Origin of the sequence: Streptomyces sp. NPDC012888 (genome assembly GCF_042900645.1) — a bacterium.
Taxonomy (GTDB): Bacteria; Actinomycetota; Actinomycetes; order Streptomycetales; family Streptomycetaceae; genus Streptomyces.
On the sequence record NZ_JBIBBM010000004.1, the window covers coordinates 458690 to 480344 of the forward strand.

The 21655-nt window shown below is 72.5% G+C and carries 20 protein-coding genes; 12 read left to right on the top strand and 8 right to left on the bottom strand.

The window, feature by feature from the left end; translation table 11 throughout:
- The first annotated feature begins 44 nt into the window (after positions 1-44).
- Together ACFY61_RS09490 and ACFY61_RS09495 are read left to right on the top strand one after the other, a co-directional pair.
- The gene (locus ACFY61_RS09490) at positions 45-731 is read left to right on the top strand and encodes a DUF402 domain-containing protein (protein WP_389469127.1); all 687 of its coding nucleotides are present in this window, start codon (positions 45-47) and stop codon (positions 729-731) included.
- Between the two features lie 199 nt (positions 732-930).
- Entirely contained in the window at positions 931-3150 is a 2220-nt protein-coding gene (locus ACFY61_RS09495) for a SpoIIE family protein phosphatase (RefSeq protein ID WP_389469130.1), read from the top strand.
- A gap of 74 nt (positions 3151-3224) precedes the next feature.
- Here ACFY61_RS09495 and ACFY61_RS09500 read toward each other — a convergent pair whose 3' ends face one another.
- Complete coding sequence (locus ACFY61_RS09500; RefSeq protein WP_389469132.1) at positions 3225-5474, bottom strand: transglycosylase domain-containing protein; 2250 nt, start codon at positions 5472-5474, stop codon at positions 3225-3227.
- Positions 5475-5692: 218 nt separating this feature from the next.
- On the opposite strand from ACFY61_RS09500, the gene ACFY61_RS09505 reads away from it, so the two are divergent.
- The 5 genes from ACFY61_RS09505 to ACFY61_RS09525 all read left to right on the top strand — a co-directional run bounded on the left by ACFY61_RS09505 (position 5693) and on the right by ACFY61_RS09525 (position 10558).
- Positions 5693-6625, top strand: coding sequence for an SPFH domain-containing protein (locus ACFY61_RS09505; protein WP_389469135.1), 933 nt, complete (start codon positions 5693-5695; stop codon positions 6623-6625).
- Positions 6622-6870 (top strand): hypothetical protein, encoded by a 249-nt coding sequence (locus tag ACFY61_RS09510; protein ID WP_389469138.1) that lies wholly within the window; start codon positions 6622-6624, stop codon positions 6868-6870. Before ACFY61_RS09505 ends, ACFY61_RS09510 begins: the two co-directional genes overlap by 4 nt.
- 156 nt (positions 6871-7026) lie before the next feature.
- Positions 7027-7551 (top strand): PadR family transcriptional regulator, encoded by a 525-nt coding sequence (locus ACFY61_RS09515; RefSeq protein WP_389469141.1) that lies wholly within the window; start codon positions 7027-7029, stop codon positions 7549-7551.
- Positions 7548-8234, top strand: a complete 687-nt coding sequence (locus ACFY61_RS09520; protein ID WP_389469144.1) for an ABC transporter ATP-binding protein — start codon at positions 7548-7550, stop codon at positions 8232-8234. Before ACFY61_RS09515 ends, ACFY61_RS09520 begins: the two co-directional genes overlap by 4 nt.
- Complete coding sequence (locus ACFY61_RS09525) at positions 8231-10558, top strand: ABC transporter permease (RefSeq protein ID WP_389469146.1); 2328 nt, start codon at positions 8231-8233, stop codon at positions 10556-10558. The genes ACFY61_RS09520 and ACFY61_RS09525 overlap by 4 nt, the downstream gene beginning before the upstream one ends.
- Positions 10559-10622: 64 nt before the next feature.
- Here the strand turns inward: ACFY61_RS09525 and ACFY61_RS09530 are convergent, their stop codons facing one another.
- Positions 10623-11570 (bottom strand): hydrogen peroxide-inducible genes activator, encoded by a 948-nt coding sequence (locus ACFY61_RS09530; RefSeq protein ID WP_389469149.1) that lies wholly within the window; start codon positions 11568-11570, stop codon positions 10623-10625.
- A 136-nt stretch (positions 11571-11706) separates the two neighbouring features.
- Between ACFY61_RS09530 and ACFY61_RS09535 the strand changes: the two genes are divergently transcribed.
- Both ACFY61_RS09535 and ACFY61_RS09540 read left to right on the top strand, forming a co-directional pair.
- Positions 11707-12261: a peroxiredoxin gene (locus ACFY61_RS09535; RefSeq protein ID WP_389469151.1), complete on the top strand. Its 555-nt coding sequence runs from the start codon at positions 11707-11709 to the stop codon at positions 12259-12261.
- Positions 12262-12264: 3 nt separating this feature from the next.
- Positions 12265-12804, top strand: coding sequence for an alkyl hydroperoxide reductase (locus tag ACFY61_RS09540; RefSeq protein ID WP_389469153.1), 540 nt, complete (start codon positions 12265-12267; stop codon positions 12802-12804).
- A gap of 74 nt (positions 12805-12878) precedes the next feature.
- Here ACFY61_RS09540 and ACFY61_RS09545 read toward each other — a convergent pair whose 3' ends face one another.
- From ACFY61_RS09545 to ACFY61_RS09565, 5 genes are all read right to left on the bottom strand, one after another.
- On the bottom strand, positions 12879-13598 hold the full coding sequence (locus ACFY61_RS09545; protein WP_389469155.1) for a hypothetical protein: 720 nt from the start codon (positions 13596-13598) through the stop codon (positions 12879-12881).
- On the bottom strand, positions 13582-14961 hold the full coding sequence (locus ACFY61_RS09550; protein ID WP_389469156.1) for an AI-2E family transporter: 1380 nt from the start codon (positions 14959-14961) through the stop codon (positions 13582-13584). Before ACFY61_RS09550 ends, ACFY61_RS09545 begins: the two co-directional genes overlap by 17 nt.
- A 126-nt stretch (positions 14962-15087) precedes the next feature.
- Entirely contained in the window at positions 15088-15777 is a 690-nt protein-coding gene (locus tag ACFY61_RS09555; RefSeq protein WP_389469158.1) for a transglycosylase SLT domain-containing protein, read from the bottom strand.
- A 362-nt stretch (positions 15778-16139) separates the two neighbouring features.
- Positions 16140-17456: a PhoH family protein gene (locus tag ACFY61_RS09560; protein WP_389469160.1), complete on the bottom strand. Its 1317-nt coding sequence runs from the start codon at positions 17454-17456 to the stop codon at positions 16140-16142.
- Between the two features lie 273 nt (positions 17457-17729).
- Positions 17730-18491, bottom strand: coding sequence for an isoprenyl transferase (locus ACFY61_RS09565; RefSeq protein ID WP_389469162.1), 762 nt, complete (start codon positions 18489-18491; stop codon positions 17730-17732).
- Positions 18492-18614: 123 nt separating this feature from the next.
- On the opposite strand from ACFY61_RS09565, the gene mgrA reads away from it, so the two are divergent.
- A complete protein-coding gene (gene mgrA / locus ACFY61_RS09570; RefSeq protein ID WP_389469164.1) occupies positions 18615-19655 on the top strand; it encodes an L-glyceraldehyde 3-phosphate reductase in 1041 nt (346 codons plus the stop codon).
- Positions 19656-19785: 130 nt separating this feature from the next.
- Here mgrA and ACFY61_RS09575 read toward each other — a convergent pair whose 3' ends face one another.
- Positions 19786-20517, bottom strand: a complete 732-nt coding sequence (locus ACFY61_RS09575) for a prepilin peptidase (RefSeq protein ID WP_389469167.1) — start codon at positions 20515-20517, stop codon at positions 19786-19788.
- 78 nt (positions 20518-20595) lie between these two features.
- On the opposite strand from ACFY61_RS09575, the gene ACFY61_RS09580 reads away from it, so the two are divergent.
- The gene (locus ACFY61_RS09580) at positions 20596-20976 is read left to right on the top strand and encodes a DUF192 domain-containing protein (RefSeq protein WP_389469168.1); all 381 of its coding nucleotides are present in this window, start codon (positions 20596-20598) and stop codon (positions 20974-20976) included.
- Positions 20977-21015: 39 nt separating this feature from the next.
- On the top strand, positions 21016-21633 hold the full coding sequence (locus ACFY61_RS09585; RefSeq protein WP_389469170.1) for an SMI1/KNR4 family protein: 618 nt from the start codon (positions 21016-21018) through the stop codon (positions 21631-21633).
- Positions 21634-21655: the final 22 nt, after the last annotated feature.

The window sequence follows — 21655 nt, forward strand, 5'->3', positions numbered from 1 at the left end:
CTGCACCGCAGCGGCGCCGCGGAGCCCAGCCCTAAGATCTGCGCATGACAGCTACCGACGCGCCGGGCACACAGGGCACGCACTGGGCACCCGGGGACCACATCCTCTGGCGCTACCGCGACCACGCCCCCGGCCTGCGCGGCCGGGTGCACATCTGCCGGCCCGTGACGGTGGTCCAGGACACCCCCGAGCTGCTGGCCGTGTGGATGGCCCCGGGCACCGAGTGCGTCAAACCGGTGATGGCCGACGGGACCCCGGTCCACGAGGAGCCGCTCGCCACCCGCTACACGGCGCCGCGGACCACCGTCCGGTCCCGCTGGTTCGGCGGCGGCGTGCTGAAGCTGGCCCGCCCCGCCGACCCGTGGTCGGTGTGGCTGTTCTGGGGCCCCGGATGGCAGTTCAGGAACTGGTACGTCAACCTGGAGACCCCGCGCGTCCGGTGGTCCGGCGGCGTGGACTCCCAGGACCACTACCTCGACATCGCGGTGTACCCCGACCGGACCTGGAAGTGGCTGGACGAGGACGAGTTCGCGCAGGCCCGGCGGGCCGGCCTGATCAGCCCGGAGGACGCCGCACGGGTGCGTGCGGCGGGCCGCGAGGCGGTCGGGGCGATCAAGGCCTGGGAGGCGCCGTTCTCCTCGGGCTGGCAGGACTTCAGACCCGATCCGAGCTGGGGCGTTCCGGTCCTGCCCGAGGACTGGGACCGCACCCCGGCGCACATGACCTCATGAGACCCTTGATGCGCCCCCGGGGTTCAAACGTAGGATCGTCCTCCGCAAGGCTGCGTAATTGACATGCTGCGCGCGGGACTTGGTAACGAGCGGGACGCGGTACCCGGGGGTGACGGTGCCCCCGCCGCTGAGCGGGTATACCGCGACTGACCGAGTTGAGTGCAGCGCACATCGAGCGCAAACGGACGGAATGCCACGCGTGACGGAGTACCCCACCTCGCACGAGGGCCCGCAGCCTGCCGCGGCGGGCAGCTCCGACGTTCCCGGACCGCGCGGGTCCCGGCACGCCGCGGCCGGCCGGGCCGCGCCCGTGCCCGGCCCCGAGGACCGCGGCCATGGGAAGGCCCCGGCGCCGGTCGCGGAAGGCTCCGCGGGCGCCCGCGCGCGCACGGGGCACGACGCCTCGGCGCTGGCCCGCGACACCTCGGCCGCGCGGACCGCCGGCAGCGGCGGCACCTCCCCGGGGCTTCCCGGCCCGCGCGGCGAGGCCGAACCCCCGCGGCCGCTCGGCCGTGACGCGGCCCCCGGCGCGACAGCCGCGCCCGGACTCCCGGCCGGTGCCGCCGGCCCGGCCCAGGGCCCGGACGGCGCGCACGGGCAGGAGGCGGCGCTCGCCCGCGCCGGTGCCGCGGCCGCCGGGATGCTCGCCGCCGAACCGACCGCGGCCCGCCGCGAGGGCGACCGGCTGCGGTTCGTCGGCGCGGCCACCCGCCGCATCGCCCGGGGCCTCGACCTCGACGAGATCGTGCTCGGCCTGTGCCGGGCGACCGTGCCGACCTTCTCCGACGCCATCCTGGTCTACCTGCGTGACCCGCTGCCGGTCGGCGACGAACGCCCCGTCGGCCCGGTCGTCTTAAGGCTGCGCCGCACCGACCGGCTCCGGCCGATCGAGGAACTGGGCTCGGGGCTCGACCCCGCCGGGGCCGCGGGGGGCTCCGGCGAGCTCGACCTGAGCCAGCTGCCGCTCGTCGGTCCGCAGGGCGACCTGCCGGCCGCGGAGCTGTGCGAGATCCGGCCCGGCGGAGCGCTCGCCGAGGTGCTGCGCGGCGTACGGCCGGTGTTCGGGTCCTCCGCGGCGGCCAGGGCCGCGCTGCCGGAGCTGCTGGGCGAGGGCCATCCGGTACCGCGCGGTCAGCGGGCCGTGCTGGCGCCGCTGCGCGGCCGCCGGCGGGTGATCGGCGCCGCGGTGTTCCTGCGCAGCCCGGAGCGGCCCGCGTTCGAGGCGAACGACCTGCTGGTCGCCGCGCAGCTGGCCACGCACACCGCGCTGGGCATCGACAAGGCCGTGCTGTACGGCCGCGAGGCGTACATCGCGGACGAGCTGCAGCGCACCATGCTGCCCGACAGCCTGCCGCAGCCCACCGGCGTGCGGCTGGCCTCGCGCTACCTCCCCGCGGCCGAGACGGCCCGGGTCGGCGGTGACTGGTACGACGCCATACCGCTGCCGGGCAGCCGGGTGGCGCTGGTCGTGGGCGACGTCATGGGCCACTCCATGACCTCAGCGGCGATCATGGGTCAGCTGCGGACCACCGCGCAGACCCTGGCGCAGCTGGACCTGCCGCCGGCGGAGGTGCTGCACCACCTGGACGAGCAGGCGCAGCGGCTCGGTTCGGACCGGATGGCCACCTGCCTGTACGCCGTCTACGACCCGGTGTCGCACCGGATCACCATCGCCAACGCCGGGCACCCGCCACCGGTGCTGCTCCACCTGGGCGGCCGGGCCGAGGTGCTGCGGGTGCCCGCGGGCGCCCCCATCGGCGTCGGCGGGGTGGACTTCGAGGCGGTGGAGCTGGACGCGCCTGCGGGAGCGACCCTGCTGCTGTACACCGACGGCCTGGTGGAGAGCCGGCTGCGGGACGTGTGGACGGGCATCGACCAGCTGCGGGAGCGGCTGGCCGCCACCGCGCAGCTGACCGGGCTGGACCACCCGCCGCCGCTGGAGGCGCTCTGCGACGACGTCCTGGACATGCTGGGGCCGGGCGACCGCGACGACGACATCGCGCTGCTCGCGGCGCGGTTCGACGGGATCGCGCCCAGCGACGTGGCGTACTGGTTCCTGGACCCGGAGGAGACGGCTCCGGGGCGGGCCCGCCGCTACGCGCGCCGGGCGTTGGAGCGGTGGGGCCTGGAGGAGCTCAGCGACTCGCTGGAGCTGCTGGTCAGCGAGGTGGTGACGAACGCCGTCCGGTACGCGGAGCGGCCGGTGACGCTGCGTCTGCTGCGTACGGACGTGTTGCGCTGCGAGGTCGGCGACGACGCCCCGCAGCTGCCGAGGCAGCGGCGGGCCCGGGAGACCGACGAGGGCGGCCGCGGGCTGTTCCTGGTCAACCGGATGGCCCGGCGGTGGGGCGCGACCCGGCTGAGCAGCGGGAAGGTGGTCTGGTTCGAGCTGCAGCTGCCGGGTGGCGGCCGCTCCTGAACGGATCCTGGACGGACGACCGCCCGGCAGCGCGCGTGCGCTGCCGGGCGGTCTTCGTCCGGGTGGCGGGGCGGCTACGGCCTGACGGGCCGGCCGGAGCTGCTCGGGTCGTCCGGCGAGGGGCTCACCGGCTTGGACCGGGACGTGCTGGGCGAGACCGGCTTGGAGGAGTTGGAGCGGCTCGGGTCCGGCCGGTTCGACGGCGTCCCCGGGCTGACCGGCTGCGAGGAGCGGCCGCTGGGCGAGTTCTCCGGTGACCGGCTGGGCGAGGCGGAGGCGCTGGTGCTGCGGGACGGCGTGACGGCCGGGGCACCCATGTCGGCGTCGTCCAGCTCGAACTTGTCGGTGTCCACGCCCTTGAGGGCGGCCAGGGTGTAGGCCCGCCAGATGTCCGCCGGGAAGCTGGAGCCGCCCGCCCGGCCGCCGCCGGCGGTGCCGGTCAGGGTCTTGTGCTCGCCGTTGCCCAGGTCCTCGCCGAACATGGCGACGACGGTGACCAGCTCCGGGGTGTACGCGGCGAACCAGGCGGACTGGTTGTTCTCGGTGGTACCGGTCTTGGCGGCGGCCTCGTAGGCGCTGCTGCGGACCGGCTTGCCGGAGCCGTCGGCGTCCTCGACCACGCCGACGAGGACCTTGGTCACGGTGTCGGCGGTGCTGCTGTTGATCACCTGGGAGCCGATGGCCTGCTGCGGGCGGTAGGTGCGCTCGGCGTGGGTGGCGGACTTCACGATGGTCGGGGTGACCTTCTTGCCGTGCCGGTCGAGGGTGGCGTAGACGCCCGCCATCTCCACGGTGTTGGCGCTCATGGTGCCGAGCGAGAGGGCCGGGGCGTCCGGGTCCCAGCCCGGGCGGTCCTGCATGCCCATGGCCAGGGCGGTCTTCTTGACCTTGGAGGGCTTGGCGTCCACGAACATCTGCGCGTAGACGGAGTTCAGCGAGCGGTTGGTGGCCGTCTGGACGGTGACGTCGCCGTGGCTGCGGTCGTCCTGGTTCTGCGGGGCGAACCGCGTGGAGGCGCCGACCACGGGGCGGCGGCTGGTGCCGTCGTAGATGGTGTTCGGGGTGATCTTCTGGCCGTCCTGGGTCTCCGCGCCGTTCTCCAGGGCGGCGGCCAGGATGACCGGCTTGAAGGTGGAGCCGGGCTGGAAGTCGGTGCGCAGGGCGTTGCTGTCCCACTTGTCCTGCTGGCCGGTGCCGCCGTACATGGCGACGACGGCGCCGGTCTTCGGGTCCACCGAGGTGGCGCCGGCCTGGACGTACTGGTCGACCGGGCGGTTCTCCTTGTCCTTGCGGTCGAGCTTGGACTCCAGCTCCTCCTGGACGGCGTTCTCCAGGGCCTTCTGCTTCTTCGGGTCGATGTTGAGGGTGATGTTCCAGCCGCCGGCGCTGATCTGGTCCTCCGTCACGCCCTGGCGGATCAGCTCGGCGTTGGCGGCCTGGATGAGGTAGCCCTTCTGGCCCTCGGTGCCCGGGGTGGGCTTGGGCTTGATCGGCTCCTGGAACTTCATGCCGGCCCGCTTGGCGGCGTCGAGCTCGCCCATCTCGACCATGTTGTCGAGCACGCCGTTGAAGCGGATCATGACGAGCCGCTTGCCGTTGGGGCCGGCGGTGGCCCAGTCGTACTGGCTGGGGGCCTGGAGGACGGCGGCCAGGTAGGCGCCCTGTTCCAGGGTCAGCTTGCCGACGTCGACGCCGTAGTAGGCCTGGGAGGCGGCCTGGATGCCGTAGGCGCCGCGGCCGAAGTAGCTGGTGTTGAGGTAGCCGGCGAGGATGTCGTCCTTCTCCATGTCCTCGTCGACCTTGAGGGAGATGACCAGCTCCTTGAGCTTGCGCGTGGCCGTCTGCTCCTGGTTCAGGTAGTAGTTCTTGACGTACTGCTGGGTGATGGTGGACCCGCCGGCGGTGCCCTTGCCGGTGACGGTGTTGAAGGCGCCGCGGGCCACGCCCATCAGGTCGATGCCCCGGTCCTTGTAGAAGGACTTGTTCTCGATGGCGATGAACGCGGTGCGGATTTCCGGGCGGATCTTGTCGAGCGGCACGATCTCGCGGTTGAGCTGGCCCTTGCGGGACATCACGGTGCCGTCGGCGTAGCGGTAGACGTTGCTCTGCAGCGTCGCCTGCTCGTTGGGGTTGGGCTTCGGGACCGAGAAGTAGAGGACCACCAGGCCTGCCATGCCGAGCAGGACGAGGCCGAGGAACGTGCCGAGTATCTTCTTCCAGGTGAAGAGGCGGCGTATGACGCTCTTCCGGCCCGCGCCGGCACCCTTCGCCCCGCGCCGCGCTCCGCGCTGCTTCTGCGCCTTACGCGATTCTGCTCGGCCCATCGCTCCCGCTCCGCTCGATTACCCCCCGACGTCAGCTCCGAAAACTAACACCGCAGGTGTGGACAAAGGTCGGCGAATGTCGACCAATACCGCCTAATTCGGACGTGAGAATCAGCACCCACATCAATGGAACCGACGTCTTGACGGGGCACGGGGTTGCACGGCAGCAAAAAAGTGATATCACTTTGCTAGAAGCTCGGCACGGAACGGGGAGAGCCATGACGGAAGTTGTGACGGTCGCGCAGGGGCCGGGGGAGCCGGCGGAGCCGCGGGTGCGCGAGTACAGGGCCCGCAGCATCGGTGGCGGGCCCGCGCTGCTGCTCGGCCTGGCCGGCGTGCTGGCCGGAGCGGGCCTGGTCGTCGCCGGAGCCGTCGCGGCGGGGACGGCCGCCAAGGTGTCGCTGATCGTCCTCGGCGTCCTGCTCGCCCTCGGCGCGCTGTTCGCGATGTGCGGGCTGAACGTGGTGGAACCCGGCCAGGCCCGCGTGGTCCAGCTGTTCGGCCGCTACCGGGGCACGATCCGCACCGACGGGCTGCGCTGGGTCAACCCGCTGACCTCCCGCGAGACGATCTCCACCCGGGTCCGCAACCACGAGACGGCGGTGCTGAAGGTCAACGACGCCTACGGCAACCCGATCGAGCTGGCGGCGGTCGTGGTGTGGAAGGTCGAGGACACCGCGCGGGCGGTCTTCGAGGTGGAGGACTTCACCGAGTTCGTGGAGACCCAGACGGAGGCGGCGGTCCGGCACATCGCCATCGAGTACCCCTACGACTCCCACGACGAGGGCGGGCTCTCGCTGCGCGAGAACGCCGAGGAGATCACCGAGAAGCTCGCGGCGGAGCTCCACGACCGGGTCGACGCGGCCGGTGTCCGCATCATCGAGTCCCGCTTCACCCACCTCGCGTACGCTCCGGAGATCGCCTCGGCGATGCTCCAGCGCCAGCAGGCCGGCGCCGTGGTGGCGGCCCGCAAGCAGATCGTCGAGGGCGCGGTGGGCATGGTCGAGCTCGCCCTGCACCGGCTGACGGAGGAGGACATCGTGGAACTGGACCCGGAGCGGAAGGCCGCGATGGTCTCGAACCTGATGGTGGTCCTCTGCGGTGACCGCGCCGCCCAGCCGGTCGTGAACACGGGCACGCTGTACCAGTGACCCCGCCGGAGCAGGACGACGCCGGGCCGCCGCCCAAGCCGGCCCGGCAGGCCCGCAAGCAGGTACTGCTGCGGCTGGACCCGCAGGTCCACGACGCGCTCGCCCGCTGGGCCGGCGAGGAACTGCGCAGCGCCAACGCCCAGATCGAGTTCCTGCTGCGCCGGGCGCTCGCCGAGGCGGGCCGCCTCCCTTCGGAATCTGCCCCCATCCCCCGGCGCGGCCGGCCCCCCAAGCCGAACGGCTGACCCCTTCCGGCCCCGCCGGTGCAGGGCGCCCCGCGCCCCGTGCACCGGCGGGGCCGTTCCCGTGCCATTCCCGTGCCGTTCCCGTTTCCGGCGTTCCGCAGGCCTATTCGCTGCGCGTATACACACGAGGTATACACCGGGTGTACAGTCGCCGCCATGTCCATCGGTCACACGCTCCTCGGCCTCCTGGAGGCCGGTCCCCGCCACGGATACGACCTCAAGCGCGCCTTCGACGAGAAGTTCGGCCACGACAGACCCCTCGCCTACGGCCAGGTCTACGCGACCATGTCCCGGCTGCTGAAGAACGGCCTCGTGGAGGTCGACGGCATCGAGGCCGGCGACGGCCCCGACCGCAAGCGGTACGCCATCACCGACGCCGGCGTCACCGACGTCGCGGACTGGCTCGCCCAGCCCGAGAAGCCCGAGCCGTACCTGCAGTCCGTCCTGTACACCAAGGTGGTCCTCGCGCTGCTCACCGGCCGCAGCGCCCAGGACCTCCTCGACACCCAGCGGGCCGAACACCTGCGCCTGATGCGCATCCTGACCACCCGCAAGCGCAAGGGCGACCTCGCCGACCAGCTCGTCTGCGACCACGCCCTGTTCCACCTGGAGGCCGACCTGCGCTGGCTGGAGCTCGCCGCCGCCCGCCTCGACCGGCTCGCGAAGGAGGTCCGCGGATGAACCCCGCCGGTTCCCTGCTCACCGCCACCGGCCTGCACAAGGCGTACGGGGCAACCCGCGCCCTGGACGGCGCCGAGTTCTCCATCCACCCCGGCGAGGTCGTCGCCGTCATGGGACCCTCCGGCTCCGGGAAGTCCACGCTGCTGCACTGCCTGGCCGGCATCGTCACGCCCGACTCCGGCAGCATCGGCTACGCCGGGCGCGAGCTCACCGCCATGAGCGACGCCGAGCGCAGCGCCCTGCGCCGTACCGACTTCGGCTTCGTCTTCCAGTTCGGCCAGCTCGTCCCCGAGCTGACCTGCGTGGAGAACGTCGCGCTGCCGCTGCGCCTGAACGGCGTCAAGCGCAGGCCCGCCGAGGCGGCCGCACGGGAGTGGATGGACCGGCTCCAGGTCGCCGAACTCGGCGGCAAGCGCCCCGGCGAGGTGTCCGGCGGGCAGGGCCAGCGGGTGGCCGTGGCCCGCGCCCTGGTGACCGGCCCCCGCGTCCTCTTCGCGGACGAGCCGACCGGCGCCCTGGACTCCCTCAACGGCGAGCTGGTGATGCAGCTGCTCACCGAGGCGGCCCGGTCCGCCAACGCCGCCGTCGTCCTGGTCACCCACGAGACCCGGGTCGCCGCCTACTCCGACCGGGAGATCGTCGTACGGGACGGCCGCTCCCGGGACATGGAGCGCGTCGTATGAGCGCGTTCGGCACCTGGGGCCGCGATCTCGCCATGGGCGTCCGGTTCGCCTTCGGCGGCGGCCGGGAGGGCTGGATGCGCACGGCCCTGACCGGTGTCGGCGTCGGCCTCGGCGTGGCGCTGCTGCTGCTCACCACCGCGCTGCCCAGCCTCCTCGCGCACCGCGACGCCCGCGCCGACGCCCGCGACACGGCCACCGGGCAGGCCGAGGGCATGCCGGAGCGCGGTCCCGGCACCCTGCTCGTCGCGCAGGTCGACCAGACCTACCGGTCCTACGGGGTGGACGGCCGGCTGGTCCGGCCCGAAGGCCCCGAAGCGCCGCTGCCCCCGGGCCTCACGGCCTTCCCCGGCCCCGGCGAGCTGGTGGTCTCCCCCGCCCTGGACCGGCTGATGAAGACCGACGAGGGCAGGCTGCTGCGCGAACGCCTCGACGGGCCGATCGTCGGGACCATCGGCAAGGCGGGCCTCGTGGGCCCCGGCGACCTGTACTTCTACCTCGGCTCGGACCGGCTGGAGGCCGGCGACCAGTCGCCCGTCCGGCGCGTCGACTCGTTCGGGGCCACCGAGGAGGCCGCGCCGCTGGACCCGGTCCTCACACTGCTGGTGCTGCTGGTGCTCGTGGCACTGCTGGTGCCCGTCGCCGTGTTCGTCGCGACCGCCGTCCGGTTCGGCGGCGACCGGCGCGACCGCAGGCTGGCCGCGCTCCGGCTGGTCGGCGCCGACGGCCGGACGGTCCGCCGGATCGCCGCCGGCGAGGCGCTGGCCGGGTCGGTGGTGGGCCTGGTCCTGGGCGCCGGCCTGTTCCTCCTCGCCCGCGCGTCCGCCGAGGGGATCGGCGTCTCCCAGCGCGGGGTGTTCGCCTCCGACCTGGACCCCGCACCCTGGCTGGCCGCCCTGGTCGCGGCCGTGGTGCCCGCCGCGGCCGTCGGGGTGACCCTGTTCGCGCTGCGCCGCGTCGTCATCGAGCCGCTGGGCGTCGTCCGTACGGCCGTGCCGCGCAGGCGCCGGATGTGGTGGCGGCTGCTGATGCCGCTGGCCGGACTCGGGCTGCTGCTGCCGCTCATGGGACGCGGGAACGACTCGGGCTACTTCAACGAGTGGCAGGTGTCGGCCGGCGTGGTGCTGCTGCTCGTCGGTATCACCGCCCTGCTGCCCTGGCTGCTGGAGCGGATCGTCGGCCGGCTCGGCGGCGGGGGCGGAGTCTCCTGGCAGCTCGCCGTGCGCCGGCTCCAGCTGACCAGCGGCACCGCCGCGCGTCTGGTCAACGGCATCGCGGTGGCGGTCGCCGGTGCCATCGCCCTGCACATGCTGTTCGCGGGAGTCGAGCACGACTACTCCGAGGAGACCGGACACGACCCGTCGCGGGCCTCGCTGTCCGTCCTGAGCCGCGGTTCCGCCGACGGTGTCCAGGCCCTCGGCGACGCCGTCGCGAAGGGGAAGGGCGTCATCCGGTCCGTCCCGCTGGCCAGCACCTCCGCGGCCCACCGGCCGGTGACCGAGGGCGGCACCATCCCCGTGACCGTGGGCAGCTGCGCGGCCCTCGCCGAGCTCGCCACCCTGCCCTCCTGCCGGGACGGGGACGTGTTCGTCCTGCCCGCCGACTCCTCCGAGGGGACCGCGAAGGCCGGCGACCGGCTGTTCACCGGGAACGTCTACGGACACGAGGGCGGCCCCGCCCCGATCCCCTGGACGGTCCCGGCCGGCGCCCGGTCCGTGACGGCCCGTCCGGACCCGAACGGCAACCCGAGTTCGGGCCTGCTGGTCACCCCCTCCGCCGCACCCCAGGGCCCCGGCAGCCTCGAGTACGGGGTCGTCTACGTGAAGACGGACCCGCGGGTGCCGGACTCGCTGGACCGCGCCCGCAACGCCGCCTTCCGGGCGGACCCCCTGGCCGTCGCCATGACGCTCCAGCAGCGGGCGACGACACCGCAGTTCACGTCCATCCGGACCGGGCTGTACATCGGCGCGACCGCCGTACTGGTGCTGATCGGGGCGAGCCTGCTGGTACTGCAGCTGGAACAGCTGCGCGAACGGAGGAAGCTGCTGTCCGCGCTGGTCGCCTTCGGCACCAAGCGGTCCACGCTGAGCCTGTCGGTGCTCTGGCAGACCGCCCTGCCGATCGCGCTGGGCGTGGGCCTGGCCATCACGGTGGGCGTCACCCTGGGCGCGGTCCTGATGCGGGTGACCGACGTACCGGTGCGCGTCGACTGGCTGTCGGTCTCCGCGATGGCCGGCACCGGCGCCGGAGTGGCCCTCCTGGTGACCGCGCTCAGCCTGCCGCCGCTGGTCCGGATGATGCGCCCGGACGGCCTGCGCACCGAGTAGCGCCGTACGCCGGGCCCGCCCGGCGCGCCGTCCGCCCGCCCGCCCCGCGCCCCGCGCCCCGGCTTCAGTCCGTCGGCCACACGGGGAGCGGGCGGACGGCTTCCCGCAACGCGGCCGCCACTTGCCGGAACTCGGCCGCGCGGGCCGTGCCCGTACGCATGGCCAGACCGATCCGCCGGGACGGGGCCGGTTCGGCGAAGTAGCCGGTGGCCAGGTGCTCGTTGCGGGTGGTCTCCAGGCGCAGCGCGGTCCGCGGCAGCAGGGTCACGCCCAGCCCGCCGGCGACCAGCTGGACCAGGGTGGACAGCCCGGCGGCCGTGGTGGTGACGTCCGCGCCGTCGGTCCGGCCGGCCTCGCGGCAGATGTCCAGGGCCTGGTCGCGCAGGCAGTGGCCCTCGTCGAGCAGCAGCAGGGGCAGTCCGCGCAGTTCCTCCCGGGGGATGTCCCGGCGGCCGGCCAGCGGGTGCGCGCGGGGGGCGAGCAGGACGAAGTCCTCGTCGAACAGCGGAAGTTCGGTGATGCCGGGGGCGCCGAGCGGCACCGCGAGCAGCAGCAGGTCCAGCCGTCCGCCGGACAGCCCGTCCAGCAGGGAGCCGGTCTGCTCCTCGTGCACCTGGAGGTCCATCAGCGGGTACCGGCGGCGGAACAGCCCGAGGACGGTGGGCAGGAGGTACGGGGCCACGGTGGGGATCACGCCGAGGCGCAGCACCCCGGTGAAGGGCGCGCGGACCGCCTCGGCCTCCTCCAGCAGCCCGGCCGTGGCGTCGAGGACCACCCGGGCGCGGGCGGCGATCCGCTCGCCCGCCGGGGAGAGCAGCACCTTGCGGGTGGTGCGCTCCAGCAGCTGCACGCCGAGGGACTCCTCCAGGGCGGAGACCGCTCCGGAGAGGGCGGGCTGGCTCATTCCTATCGCCGCGGCCGCGTCCCTGAAGTGCAGGTGTTCCGCCACGGCCGCGAAGGCACGCAGCTGTGCGAGCGTGGGTTGCTTCGCTCCCCTATTACCGACAGCCACTGATAGGCACCTCCGATCACGTCGTTCCACTCTAGCGATTTCTGTAATCAATGCAGCTGTGCCAGCATGTGAGATCCGTCCAACCCCCTCGGAAAGCCCTCAAAAAGGTTCCTTTCCACGTCCACGAGGAGAGAACGTGCTCACTGTCGGTGACAAGTTCCCGAGCTACGATCTGACCGCCTGCGTCTCGCTGGAGGCCGGCAAGGAGTTCGCGCAGATCGACCACAAGACCTACGAGGGCAAGTGGCGCGTGGTCTTCTTCTGGCCGAAGGACTTCACCTTCGTCTGCCCGACCGAGATCGCCGCGTTCGGCAAGCTGAACGAGGAGTTCGCCGACCGCGACGCGCAGGTCCTGGGCGTCTCCGGCGACTCCGAGTTCGTCCACCACGCCTGGCGCAAGGACCACGCCGACCTGCGTGACCTGCCCTTCCCGATGCTGGCCGACTCCAAGCACGAGCTGATGCAGGCCTGTGGCGTGCAGGGCGAGGACGGCTTCGCGCAGCGCGCCGTGTTCATCGTCGACCAGAACAACGAGATCCAGTTCTCGATGGTGACCGCCGGTTCCGTGGGCCGTAACCCCAAGGAGGTCCTGCGGGTCCTCGACGCCCTGCAGACCGACGAGCTGTGCCCCTGCAACTGGAACAAGGGCGAGGACACCCTCGACGCCGGCGCGCTCCTGGCCGGTGAGTGACCCGTGTCCCTCGACTCCCTCAAGTCGGCCATACCGGACTTCGCCAAGGACCTGAAGCTCAACCTGGGTTCGGTCATCGGCAACCAGGACACCCTGACGCAGCAGCAGCTGTGGGGCACGGTCCTGTCCTGCGCGATCGCCGCCCGCTCCCCGCGCGTCCTGCGTGAGCTGGAGCCCGAGGCGAAGGCCGCCCTCTCGCCGGAGGCGTACACCGCGGCGAAGTCCGCGGCCGCGGTGATGGCGATGAACAACGTCTTCTACCGCACCCGCCACCTGCTCTCCGACCCGGAGTACGGGACCCTGCGGGCCGGTCTGCGGATGAACGTCATCGGCAACCCGGGCGTGGAGAAGGTCGACTTCGAGCTGTGGTCCCTCGCGGTCTCCGCGATCAACGGCTGCGGGCAGTGCCTGGACTCCCACGAGCAGGTGCTGCGCAAGGCCGGCGTGGACCGGGACACGGTCCAGGAGGCCTTCAAGATCGCCTCGGTGATCCAGGCCGTGGCCGTCACCCTGGACGCGGAGGCGGCGCTCGCCGCCGAGTGACCGGGCGGACGGACGGCACGGGCCCCGCGGAGCGTCATGCTCCGCGGGGCCCGTCCGCGTTCACCCGGGGGCGTTCACCGGGTGCGCAGCGCGCCCAGCAGTGTGGCCGTGTCCTTCACCATGGCCGTCTTCACGGCCTCCCAGTCCGGCTGCCGTTCCGGCCCCTCCTCCCCGGTGTTCTCGTCGGGGGCGACCCAGTACCAGCTCACGTCCACGGTGAGGACCACTCCGCCGTCCAGCACGCGCAGCCGCGGCCCGTCCCTGACGTCGTTCGTCATCAGCGCGCGCTCCCCCAGGCCCTCGACCTCGTCGGGGGTGGCGGCCGACCACAGGTCCCGGCGGGGGTCCACCTCGAACTCGGTCCGCGGGTCGGTGTTCTTGTGCCGTTCCACCAGCACGCCCACCCGGTACTGGTAGTAGGGCTGTCCGGAGCCCAGCTGTTCCGGGGTCGCCGCGGTGCTCATGGTGCAGTACGCCGTGTCCAGGGCCGCGTGCCGCCGCTCGGTGTCCTCACGTTCGGCGCCGACGTTCCCGACGACGGCCCTGAGCGCGGCCGGGTCGAACTTCTCGCAGAGGGCGCCGGTGTGCGCGTACCGCAGGGGCGGCCCCTTCTCCCCCAGCGCGTGGACGACGTACAGCCCGCCCGCCCACAGCGCGGACGCGACCGCCGCCCCGGCCAGGGCCCACGCCCAGGCCGGGCGCCGGACGGCGGGACGGGGGCCGGCCGGCTCCACCGTCCCGCCGGCGCCCCGCATCGGCTCCGAACTGCCTTCGAGCTCAGGTTCGCTGATCACCGGCCGTTCCTCCCCCCTGGTCCGCCGGAGCGGAGATGAGTGCCGTGGCCCCGTGCGGGCCCGGCCCCGTGCGCGCCGCCCGCTCCCCCGAGTACACCCGCAGGTAGCCGACGACGGTGTTGGTGACGGCCACCAGCGGAACGGCGACGACGGCTCCCCCGATGCCGGCGACCATGCCGCCGGCCGCCACCGACAGCACCACGGCGAGCGGGTGGACGCGTACCGCCCGGCCGAGGATGAACGGCTGGAGCACGTGGCCCTCGATCTGCTGGACGGCCAGTACGACCAGCAGCACCATCAGGGCGGCGAACACGCCCTCGGTCACCAGCGCGACCACGACGGCCAGCGCGCCGGAGACCACGGCGCCGACCAGCGGGATGAACGCGAACAGGAAGATGAAGACGGCCAGCGGCACCGCCAGCGGCACGTCCAGGATCCAGATGCCCAGGCCGATGAAGACCGCGTCGATCAGGGCCACGATCACCGTGCCGCGCACGTAGGCGGTCAGGGTCCGCCAGGCTCGCGGGCCGGCGCCGGCGACGCCCTGCCGTGCGACGGCGGGCACCAGGCCGAGGACCCAGCCCCAGATCCGCTTCCCGTCGTAGAGCAGGAAGAGGGTGGAGAACATGGCGAGGAGGATGCCCGTCAGCACCTCGACCATGACCGTCACGCCCTGGAGGCCCGCCGAGGTGATCTCCTCGGTGTTGGTGCCGATGGTGTCGGTGAGGTTGTCGGCGATGTCGTTGATCTGCTTCTCGGTGACGTGGAAGGGGCTGTCCAGGGCCCACGCCTTGAGCTCGTTGATGCCGTCCCGGACCCGGTCGGAGAGGTCGTCGAGGTTCTCCATGACCTGCCAGACCACGAACCAGCCGACCAGGCCGATGACGACGAAGCCGAGAACGGCGGTGACGGCGGTGGCCAGCCCGCGCGGCAGCCCGGCCCGGCGCAGCCGTACGACGAAGGGCTGGAGCAGGGCGGTGACCAGCAGGGCGGCGGCGAAGGCGAGGACGACCAGGCGGACTTCGCTGATCACCTTCATCAGCACCCAGAGCATCCCGGCCATCAGCAGCAGCCGCCAGCTGACCTCGGCGGCCACCCGCACCCCCCACGGGACCACGCTCGCCGGATCGGGGCGCGGCTGGAACACGGCGGGGTGGTGCGCCGGGACGGGGTGAGCGGCGACGGGCCCCGCTGCCGCGTCGGACGGCGCCGGGCCGGGAGGTACGGGCGCGACGCCGGGTGCGCCGGGCTCGGACACCCCGTTGGCCTCGGCCTCGACCTCGGCGCGCCGCTCGTTGAGGCGTTCCTCCATCCGGTTCAGCTTGTTGCCGAGCCGGCCGAGCCAGCCCGCTCTCTTCGCCATCTCGTTCCCTTCTCCCCCCGACGCCCGGGGAGACCCCCCGCACGCGTCGACCGTACACGCGGCGAGCCCCGCACCGTCGGACGGTGCGGGGCTCTGCGCAGGCGGGGGCGGACCGGCCGCGGGCGGCTAGTACCAGTTGTTGGCCTGCCAGAACGACCAGGCGCCGCAAGGGCTGCCGTAGCGGTCGTTCATGTAGTTGAGTCCCCACTCGATCTGGGTGGCGGGGTTGGTGCGCCAGTCGGCGCCGGCCGAGGCCATCTTCGAGCCCGGGTAGGCCTGGACCAGGCCGTAGGCGCCCGAAGACGGGTTGGTGGCCTTGTAGTTCCAGGTCGACTCGTGGTTCACGATGTTCGAGAAGCACTGGAACTGACCGGCCGGGACCATCTGCCGGGCTATGGCCTTGACCTCGGCGACCGTGTAGGAGGTCTGCGGGGAGAAGGCGGAGCCGTCGCGGACGGCGGCGGCGGAGCGGCTGGCGGCCTGCTCCTTCTCCTCGCGCTCCTTCTTCGCCTGGGCTTCGGCGGCCGCCTTCTTCTCCTTGGCGTCCTTCGCGGCCTGGAGGCGGGCGGCCTCCTCGGTCGACTTCTTCGCGGAGGCGTCGGCGGAGGTCGCGAGGGCATCGGCCTGCTGCGTCAGGGAAGCGGTCTGGACCTGCGCCTGCTCTCCGACCGGGATGTCCGCGAGGAGCGTCGCACCCGACGCGGTGGTCTCGAGATCGTTCGAGGGGTCGCCGGTGGCAACGCCCACGACTGCGCCGACGGTGGTGACCGCGGTGGCCGATGCCACGGCGATTCCCCGGACCGAGATCCGGCTCACACGGTGTCCTTCCAGCAGCGTCCGCGCTGTGACCGCAGCGTCCGCGATAGTGCCCCTGACACAGGCCTCCACGGTTCTGCGGTCACTGGAGGCGCGGGCCCGGTGAACGGGCGGCATACGGCGGACGGTTCTTCAATTGTGGGTACAGCTGTGCCGTATGCGGGGCCTGACGGAGAACAGACTCTGCCGGACCCGGATGCCGCAAGGCAATTCTCCGTTGCGTGGGAAAGGTCACACCTGGGGCGACCCGAGTGGTTCGGGCGAACTGCTGTGCAAGGAGACGCCGCCCGGCTAGGCTCCTGCGCCTTCGCCGGACGGCGTCAACTGGTCCGCCACCTATGGGCGGTTTGGGGCGGATTCGGTCAGAGGGTTTCCAGCATCTCGGTCACCAGGGCGGCGATAGGCGAGCGCTCCGACCGGGTCAGCGTGACGTGGGCGAACAGCGGATGGCCCTTCAACTTCTCGACCACGGCGACCACTCCGTCGTACCGGCCGACCCGCAGGTTGTCCCGCTGCGCGACGTCGTGCGTCAGGACGACCCGGGAATTGGCCCCGATCCTGGACAGAACGGTCAACAGGACGTTGCGTTCCAGGGACTGGGCCTCGTCCACGATGACGAAGGCGTCGTGCAGCGAACGCCCGCGGATGTGGGTCAGCGGCAGCACTTCCAGCATGTCCCGCGCCAGCACCTCTTCGATGACCTCGCGTCCCGCCACCGAGGAGAGGGTGTCGAAGACCGCCTGCGCCCACGGGCCCATCTTCTCCGTCTGGTCGCCCGGCAGGTAGCCGAGCTCCTGGCCGCCGACGGCGTACAGCGGACGGAAGACCATCACCTTCTGGTGCTGGCGGCGCTCCAACACCGCCTCCAGACCCGCGCACAGCGCCAACGCCGACTTGCCCGTGCCGGCCCGGCCGCCCATGGAGACGATGCCGACCTCCGGGTCGAGCAGCAGGTCCAGGGCGATCCGCTGTTCGGCGCTGCGGCCGTGCAGTCCGAAGGCCTCGCGGTCGCCCCGGACGAGCCTGACGTTGCCGTCGCCCGTGACCCGGCCCAGGGCCTTGCCGCGCTCCGACTGGAGCACCAGTCCCGTGTGGACGGGGAGCTCGGCGGCCTCCGGCACGTACAGCCGCTCCTCGGAGTAGAGGAGGTCGACCTGTTCGCCGGAGAGCGGGAGCTCGCTCATGCCGGTCCAGCCGCCGTCCGTGATGGCGAGCTCGGCGCGGTACTCCTCGGCGAGCAGGCCCACGGAGGAGGCCTTGATGCGCAGCGGGAGGTCCTTCGACACGACGGTGACGTCGTATCCCTCGGCCTGGAGGTTGCGGGCGACCGCGAGGATCCGGGAGTCGTTGTCGCCCAGGCGGAAGCCGGCCGGGAGGACCCCCGGATCCGCGTGGTTGAGTTCGACCCGCAGGCTGCCGCCGAGATCACCCAGGGGGATGGGGGCGTCGAGCCGTCCGTACCGGACCCGGAAGTCGTCCAGCAGGCGGAGGGCCTGACGGGCGAAGTAGCCGAGTTCCGGATGTTGGCGCTTGGCCTCCAGCTCGGTGATCACCACGATCGGGAGCACGACCTCGTGCTCCTCGAATCGGAGTACGGCGTTGGGGTCTGCCAGCAGGACGCTGGTGTCGAGGACGTAGGTCCGCCTGTCGGGCAGGCGGCGCTTAGTGCTGGTCACCACGGAAGGACGTACCCCCTCGGAAGAGGTCGGGCCATGAAGACCGGACCGGTCATCGGCCGCAATGCAAGGGCCGAATTCCGGCCCTCCCCTGAAGTCCGTGCGACGGCACGAGCGTCCTGGTGCAAAGGGCCTCCCGGGCGGACGGCCCGGTGCCGTCCGCTGAGATTCGACACCCGTGGATCGGGCATCGACCTGCTGGGGGTATTCCCTTCAACAAGCGCCGCCATGCCATGGCATATGACGGATGCTCGGTGAACCTTCGGTGAATGCCGCTCAGGTGCCGTAGCGGCGGTGACGGGCGGCGTAGTCGCGCAGCGCCCGCAGGAAGTCGACCTTGCGGAAGGCCGGCCAGAAGACCTCGCAGAAGTAGTACTCGGAGTGGGCGCTCTGCCACAGCATGAATCCGGACAGCCGCTGTTCGCCGCTGGTGCGGATCACGAGGTCCGGGTCGGGCTGGCCCCGGGTGTAGAGGTGTTCGGCGATGTGGTCGATGTCGAGGATCTCGGCGAGCTCCTCGAACGAGGTCCCCTTCTCGGCGTGCTCCAGGAGCAGCGAGCGGACCGCGTCGGCGATCTCCTGGCGGCCGCCGTAGCCGACCGCGACGTTGACGAGTATTCCCTCGACCCCGTCGGTGGCCTGTTCGGCCTCCTTGAGCACGGTCTGGGTCCGGGCGGGCAGGATGTCCAGGTTCCCCACGTGGTGGACGCGCCAGCGGCCGTCCGCCGCCAGGCCCCGGACGGTGTTCTCGATGATGTTGAGCAGCGGGCGCAGCTCGTTCTCCGGCCGGTCCAGGTTGTCCGTGGAGAGCATCCACAGGGTGACGACCTCGACGTCGGTCTCGTTGCACCAGCCCAGCAGCTCGGAGATCTTCTCGGCGCCGGCCCGGTGGCCCTGCTCGGTGGTCCCGCCGGACGCCTTGGCCCACCGCCGGTTGCCGTCCAGGATGACGCCGATGTGCTTGGGCACCGCGTCGTGGTCCAGGCGGCCTTCCACCCGGCGTGCGTACAGCCTGTACACCAGGTCGCGCAGCTTCACGATCTTCCAGCCCCTCCGTGCATGCCCCCGTGCGAATTGCGGCCCCCGAGGGCGCCACATTACTGCGCACGGGGAGGGGTCACCCAACTCGGTCTGTCACAGGTCCGTGATAGGGAGGACAACGTGACTGATACCAATCTCTATCGGGCGGACTCCGACCGCTACGGCTCCATGGAGTACCGGCGCACGGGGCACAGCGGCCTCAAGCTCCCCGCGATCTCCCTGGGTCTCTGGCACAACTTCGGGGACGACAGGTCCCTGGAGTCCCAGCGCTCCATCCTTCGGCGCGCCTTCGACCTCGGCGTGACCCACTTCGACCTGGCGAACAACTATGGGCCGCCGCCCGGCTCGGCCGAGCTCAACTTCGGCAAGGTCTTCGCGCAGGACTTCGCCGCGTACCGCGAGGAGCTGGTGGTCTCCACCAAGGCCGGCTACCTGATGCACCCCGGCCCCTACGGCGAATGGGGCAGCCGCAAGTACCTGCTGGGCTCGCTGGACAGCTCGCTGAAGCGGATGGGCCTGGACTACGTCGACATCTTCTACTCCCACCGGTTCGACCCGGAGACCCCGCTGGAGGAGACCATGGGCGCCCTGGCGTCCGCGGTCCAGCAGGGCAAGGCGCTGTACGTCGGCGTCTCCTCGTACACCGCGGAGCAGACGGCGGAGGCGGTGCGGATCCTGAAGGACATGGGCGTCCGGCCGCTGATCCACCAGCCCTCCTACTCCATGATCAACCGGTGGACGGAGGAGGACGGCCTGCTGGACACCCTGGAGGAGGCCGGCATGGGCTGCATCTCCTTCGCGCCGCTCGCGCAGGGCCTGCTGACCGGCAAGTACCTCGGGGGCGAGCTGCCGGCGGGCTCCCGGGCCACCCAGGGCAAGTCGCTGAACCCGAGCCTGGTGTCCCAGGAGGTGCTCGGCCGGCTGAACGGGCTGAACGGGATCGCCGCCCGGCGCGGGCAGTCGCTGGCGCAGCTCGCCCTGAACTGGGTGCTGCGCGACGACCGGATGACCTCCGCGCTGATCGGCGCGTCGAGCGTGGCGCAGCTGGAGGAGAACGTGGCCGCCCTGGCCGGTGCGCCGCTGACGGAGGAGGAGCTGAAGGAGATCGACTCCTTCGCGGTCTCCACTCCCGGCACCAACATCTGGGCCCAGCGAGGCTGACCTGCGCTTTTGCGCGGGGCGTCCGGGAAAGGAAAACGGGCCGGTCCGTGGGGGGGATACGGACCGGCCCGAGGGGGGGGTTCCACCATAACCCTTCGTAAAGCGTGCTGCGTGCATCGGCGCGCGACGATTACGCTCCGAATCCGGCCAGCAGCACTCCGGTGAGTGCGCCGCCCGCCATGAACGGGCCGAAGGGGAAGGCGCTGCGACGCCCGGCGCGGCCGGTGAGGACCAGTCCGAGGCCGTACAGGGCGCCGTAGAGGAACCCGAGGAACGCGCCCGCGACCCATACCCCCCACCCGTACCACCCAAGAGCGACGCCCAGCGCGAGCGCCAGCTTGACGTCCCCCAGTCCGAGGCCGGCCGGGTTGATCAGGTGCAGCAGCAGGTACCCGGCCCCCAGGCCGGCGCCGCCGAGCAGGGCGCCGGTCCAGGTGCCGCCCGCCGCGGGCAGGGTCGCGGCCGCGCCGAGCCCGGCGGCCGTCGCGGCGGCCAGGGGCAGGGTGAGCACGTCCGGCAGCCGGTGCACGGCGAGGTCGACGAGCGCGAGGAGGACGAGTACGGGGGCCAGCCCGGCGAACACCACCGCCTCGGGGCGCGGCCCGGCGGCGGCCGCGAGCCCGGCGCAGACGGCGCCGGTGACCGCCACGACGGGCGCAGGGCGCGGCCCGTACGCCCGGGGCGGCGGACCGCAGGCCCGGCAGCGCGCCCGGCCGAGCCATCCGGCCAGGGGGTGGCCGTCCGGGCAGCGGTCGCGCCGGCCCTCGTCCGGCGGCACGGAGAGCCGGTAGGCGACGCGCGGCAGCAGCAGCCCGGCGGCCACGCCGTACCCGCCGGCCAGGATGATCACGAGCACCCGCATGCCGCGACCCTAGGGTGGCGGGCCGGTGCGGTCTACCCTGGGCGCCGCCGGGGGCGGGGTCCTGACGGGGGGTACGTGATGGCGCGGAGCGGGCTGCGGGACGGGCGGGCGGTGCTGGCCGCACCGGCCGGCGGGGTTCCCCTGGAGGTCGCGGCCTCCTACCGGGCGCGTACCCGCGGGCTGCTCGGCCGGGACGGGATCGAGGGGGCCATGCTGCTCACCCCGGCCGCGAGCGTGCACACCTTCCGGATGCGGTTCGCCATCGACGTGGCCTACCTGGACCGGGACTTCCGGGTGCTGGCCGTGCGGACCATGCGCCCGAACCGGCTGGGCCTGCCCCGGCCGCGGGCCCGCCACGTACTGGAGGCGGAGGCGGGTGCGATGGCCGCCTGGGGGCTCGTACCGGGGGTGCGGGCCGCGCCGCGGGGCCCCGGGGTGCCGCCGGCACCGGCACGGTAAGTTGGGACGGTTGGCGTCCGGGGCGGGTCGGGAGCGGGGATGACGGAGAACGCGCAGCTGAAGGCGCTGGAACAGCTGATGCCCGCCACCCACGGTGCTGACGAGGACATCGACTGGCCCGCCGTGGAGGCGGCCTGGGGCACCCGGTTCCCCTCCGACTTCGTGGCCTTCATGGGCCGGTACGGGGCGGGCACCATCAACGGCGAGGCCACCGTCCTGCTGCCGCTGCCGAAGCCGGGCCTCCAGTGGGATCCGGCGGCGATGGCGGAGGAGACCGCGAACGCACGCCGGCTGTGGGAGGCGGAGGGCGGCCGTGCGGCGTTCGACGCCGATCCGGAGACGATCCTCGCGTGGGGGGTCACCGGCGCCTCGGACATCCTGTGCTGGCTGACCGGAGACGAGGACCCGGACAGGTGGCCGGTCCTGGTGTGCGGCCGGCACACCGCGGACACCTTCGCGGTGTATCCGTACGGCATGGCCGAGTTCCTGCTGCGGTTGTTCTCGGACGAGTTCGACGTGAGCCCGGTGGGCATCACCTTCTGGGACGGCGGGCCGCTCGGCTTCGTGCACTGGCGCAAGGCCCAGCGGCGCTGGCAGGAGGGCCGGAACCCGGAGACGGGCGATCCGGACCCGTACGCGGGCGAGTTCCCGGCGTAGCGCCGCACGCTCCTTCTCGCAT

What these genes read in the sequence shown, in the direction of transcription:
- ACFY61_RS09490 (WP_389469127.1), top strand. Translation starts at nt 45, where the DNA reads ATGACAGCTACCGACGCGCCGGGCACACAGGGCACGCACTGGGCACCC.
- ACFY61_RS09500 (WP_389469132.1), bottom strand. Translation starts at nt 5,474, where the DNA reads ATGGGCCGAGCAGAATCGCGTAAGGCGCAGAAGCAGCGCGGAGCGCGG.
- ACFY61_RS09505 (WP_389469135.1), top strand. Translation starts at nt 5,693, where the DNA reads ATGACGGAAGTTGTGACGGTCGCGCAGGGGCCGGGGGAGCCGGCGGAG.
- ACFY61_RS09515 (WP_389469141.1), top strand. Translation starts at nt 7,027, where the DNA reads ATGTCCATCGGTCACACGCTCCTCGGCCTCCTGGAGGCCGGTCCCCGC.
- ACFY61_RS09520 (WP_389469144.1), top strand. Translation starts at nt 7,548, where the DNA reads ATGAACCCCGCCGGTTCCCTGCTCACCGCCACCGGCCTGCACAAGGCG.
- ACFY61_RS09525 (WP_389469146.1), top strand. Translation starts at nt 8,231, where the DNA reads ATGAGCGCGTTCGGCACCTGGGGCCGCGATCTCGCCATGGGCGTCCGG.
- ACFY61_RS09550 (WP_389469156.1), bottom strand. Translation starts at nt 14,961, where the DNA reads ATGGCGAAGAGAGCGGGCTGGCTCGGCCGGCTCGGCAACAAGCTGAAC.
- ACFY61_RS09575 (WP_389469167.1), bottom strand. Translation starts at nt 20,517, where the DNA reads ATGCGGGTGCTCGTGATCATCCTGGCCGGCGGGTACGGCGTGGCCGCC.
- ACFY61_RS09580 (WP_389469168.1), top strand. Translation starts at nt 20,596, where the DNA reads ATGGCGCGGAGCGGGCTGCGGGACGGGCGGGCGGTGCTGGCCGCACCG.
- ACFY61_RS09585 (WP_389469170.1), top strand. Translation starts at nt 21,016, where the DNA reads ATGACGGAGAACGCGCAGCTGAAGGCGCTGGAACAGCTGATGCCCGCC.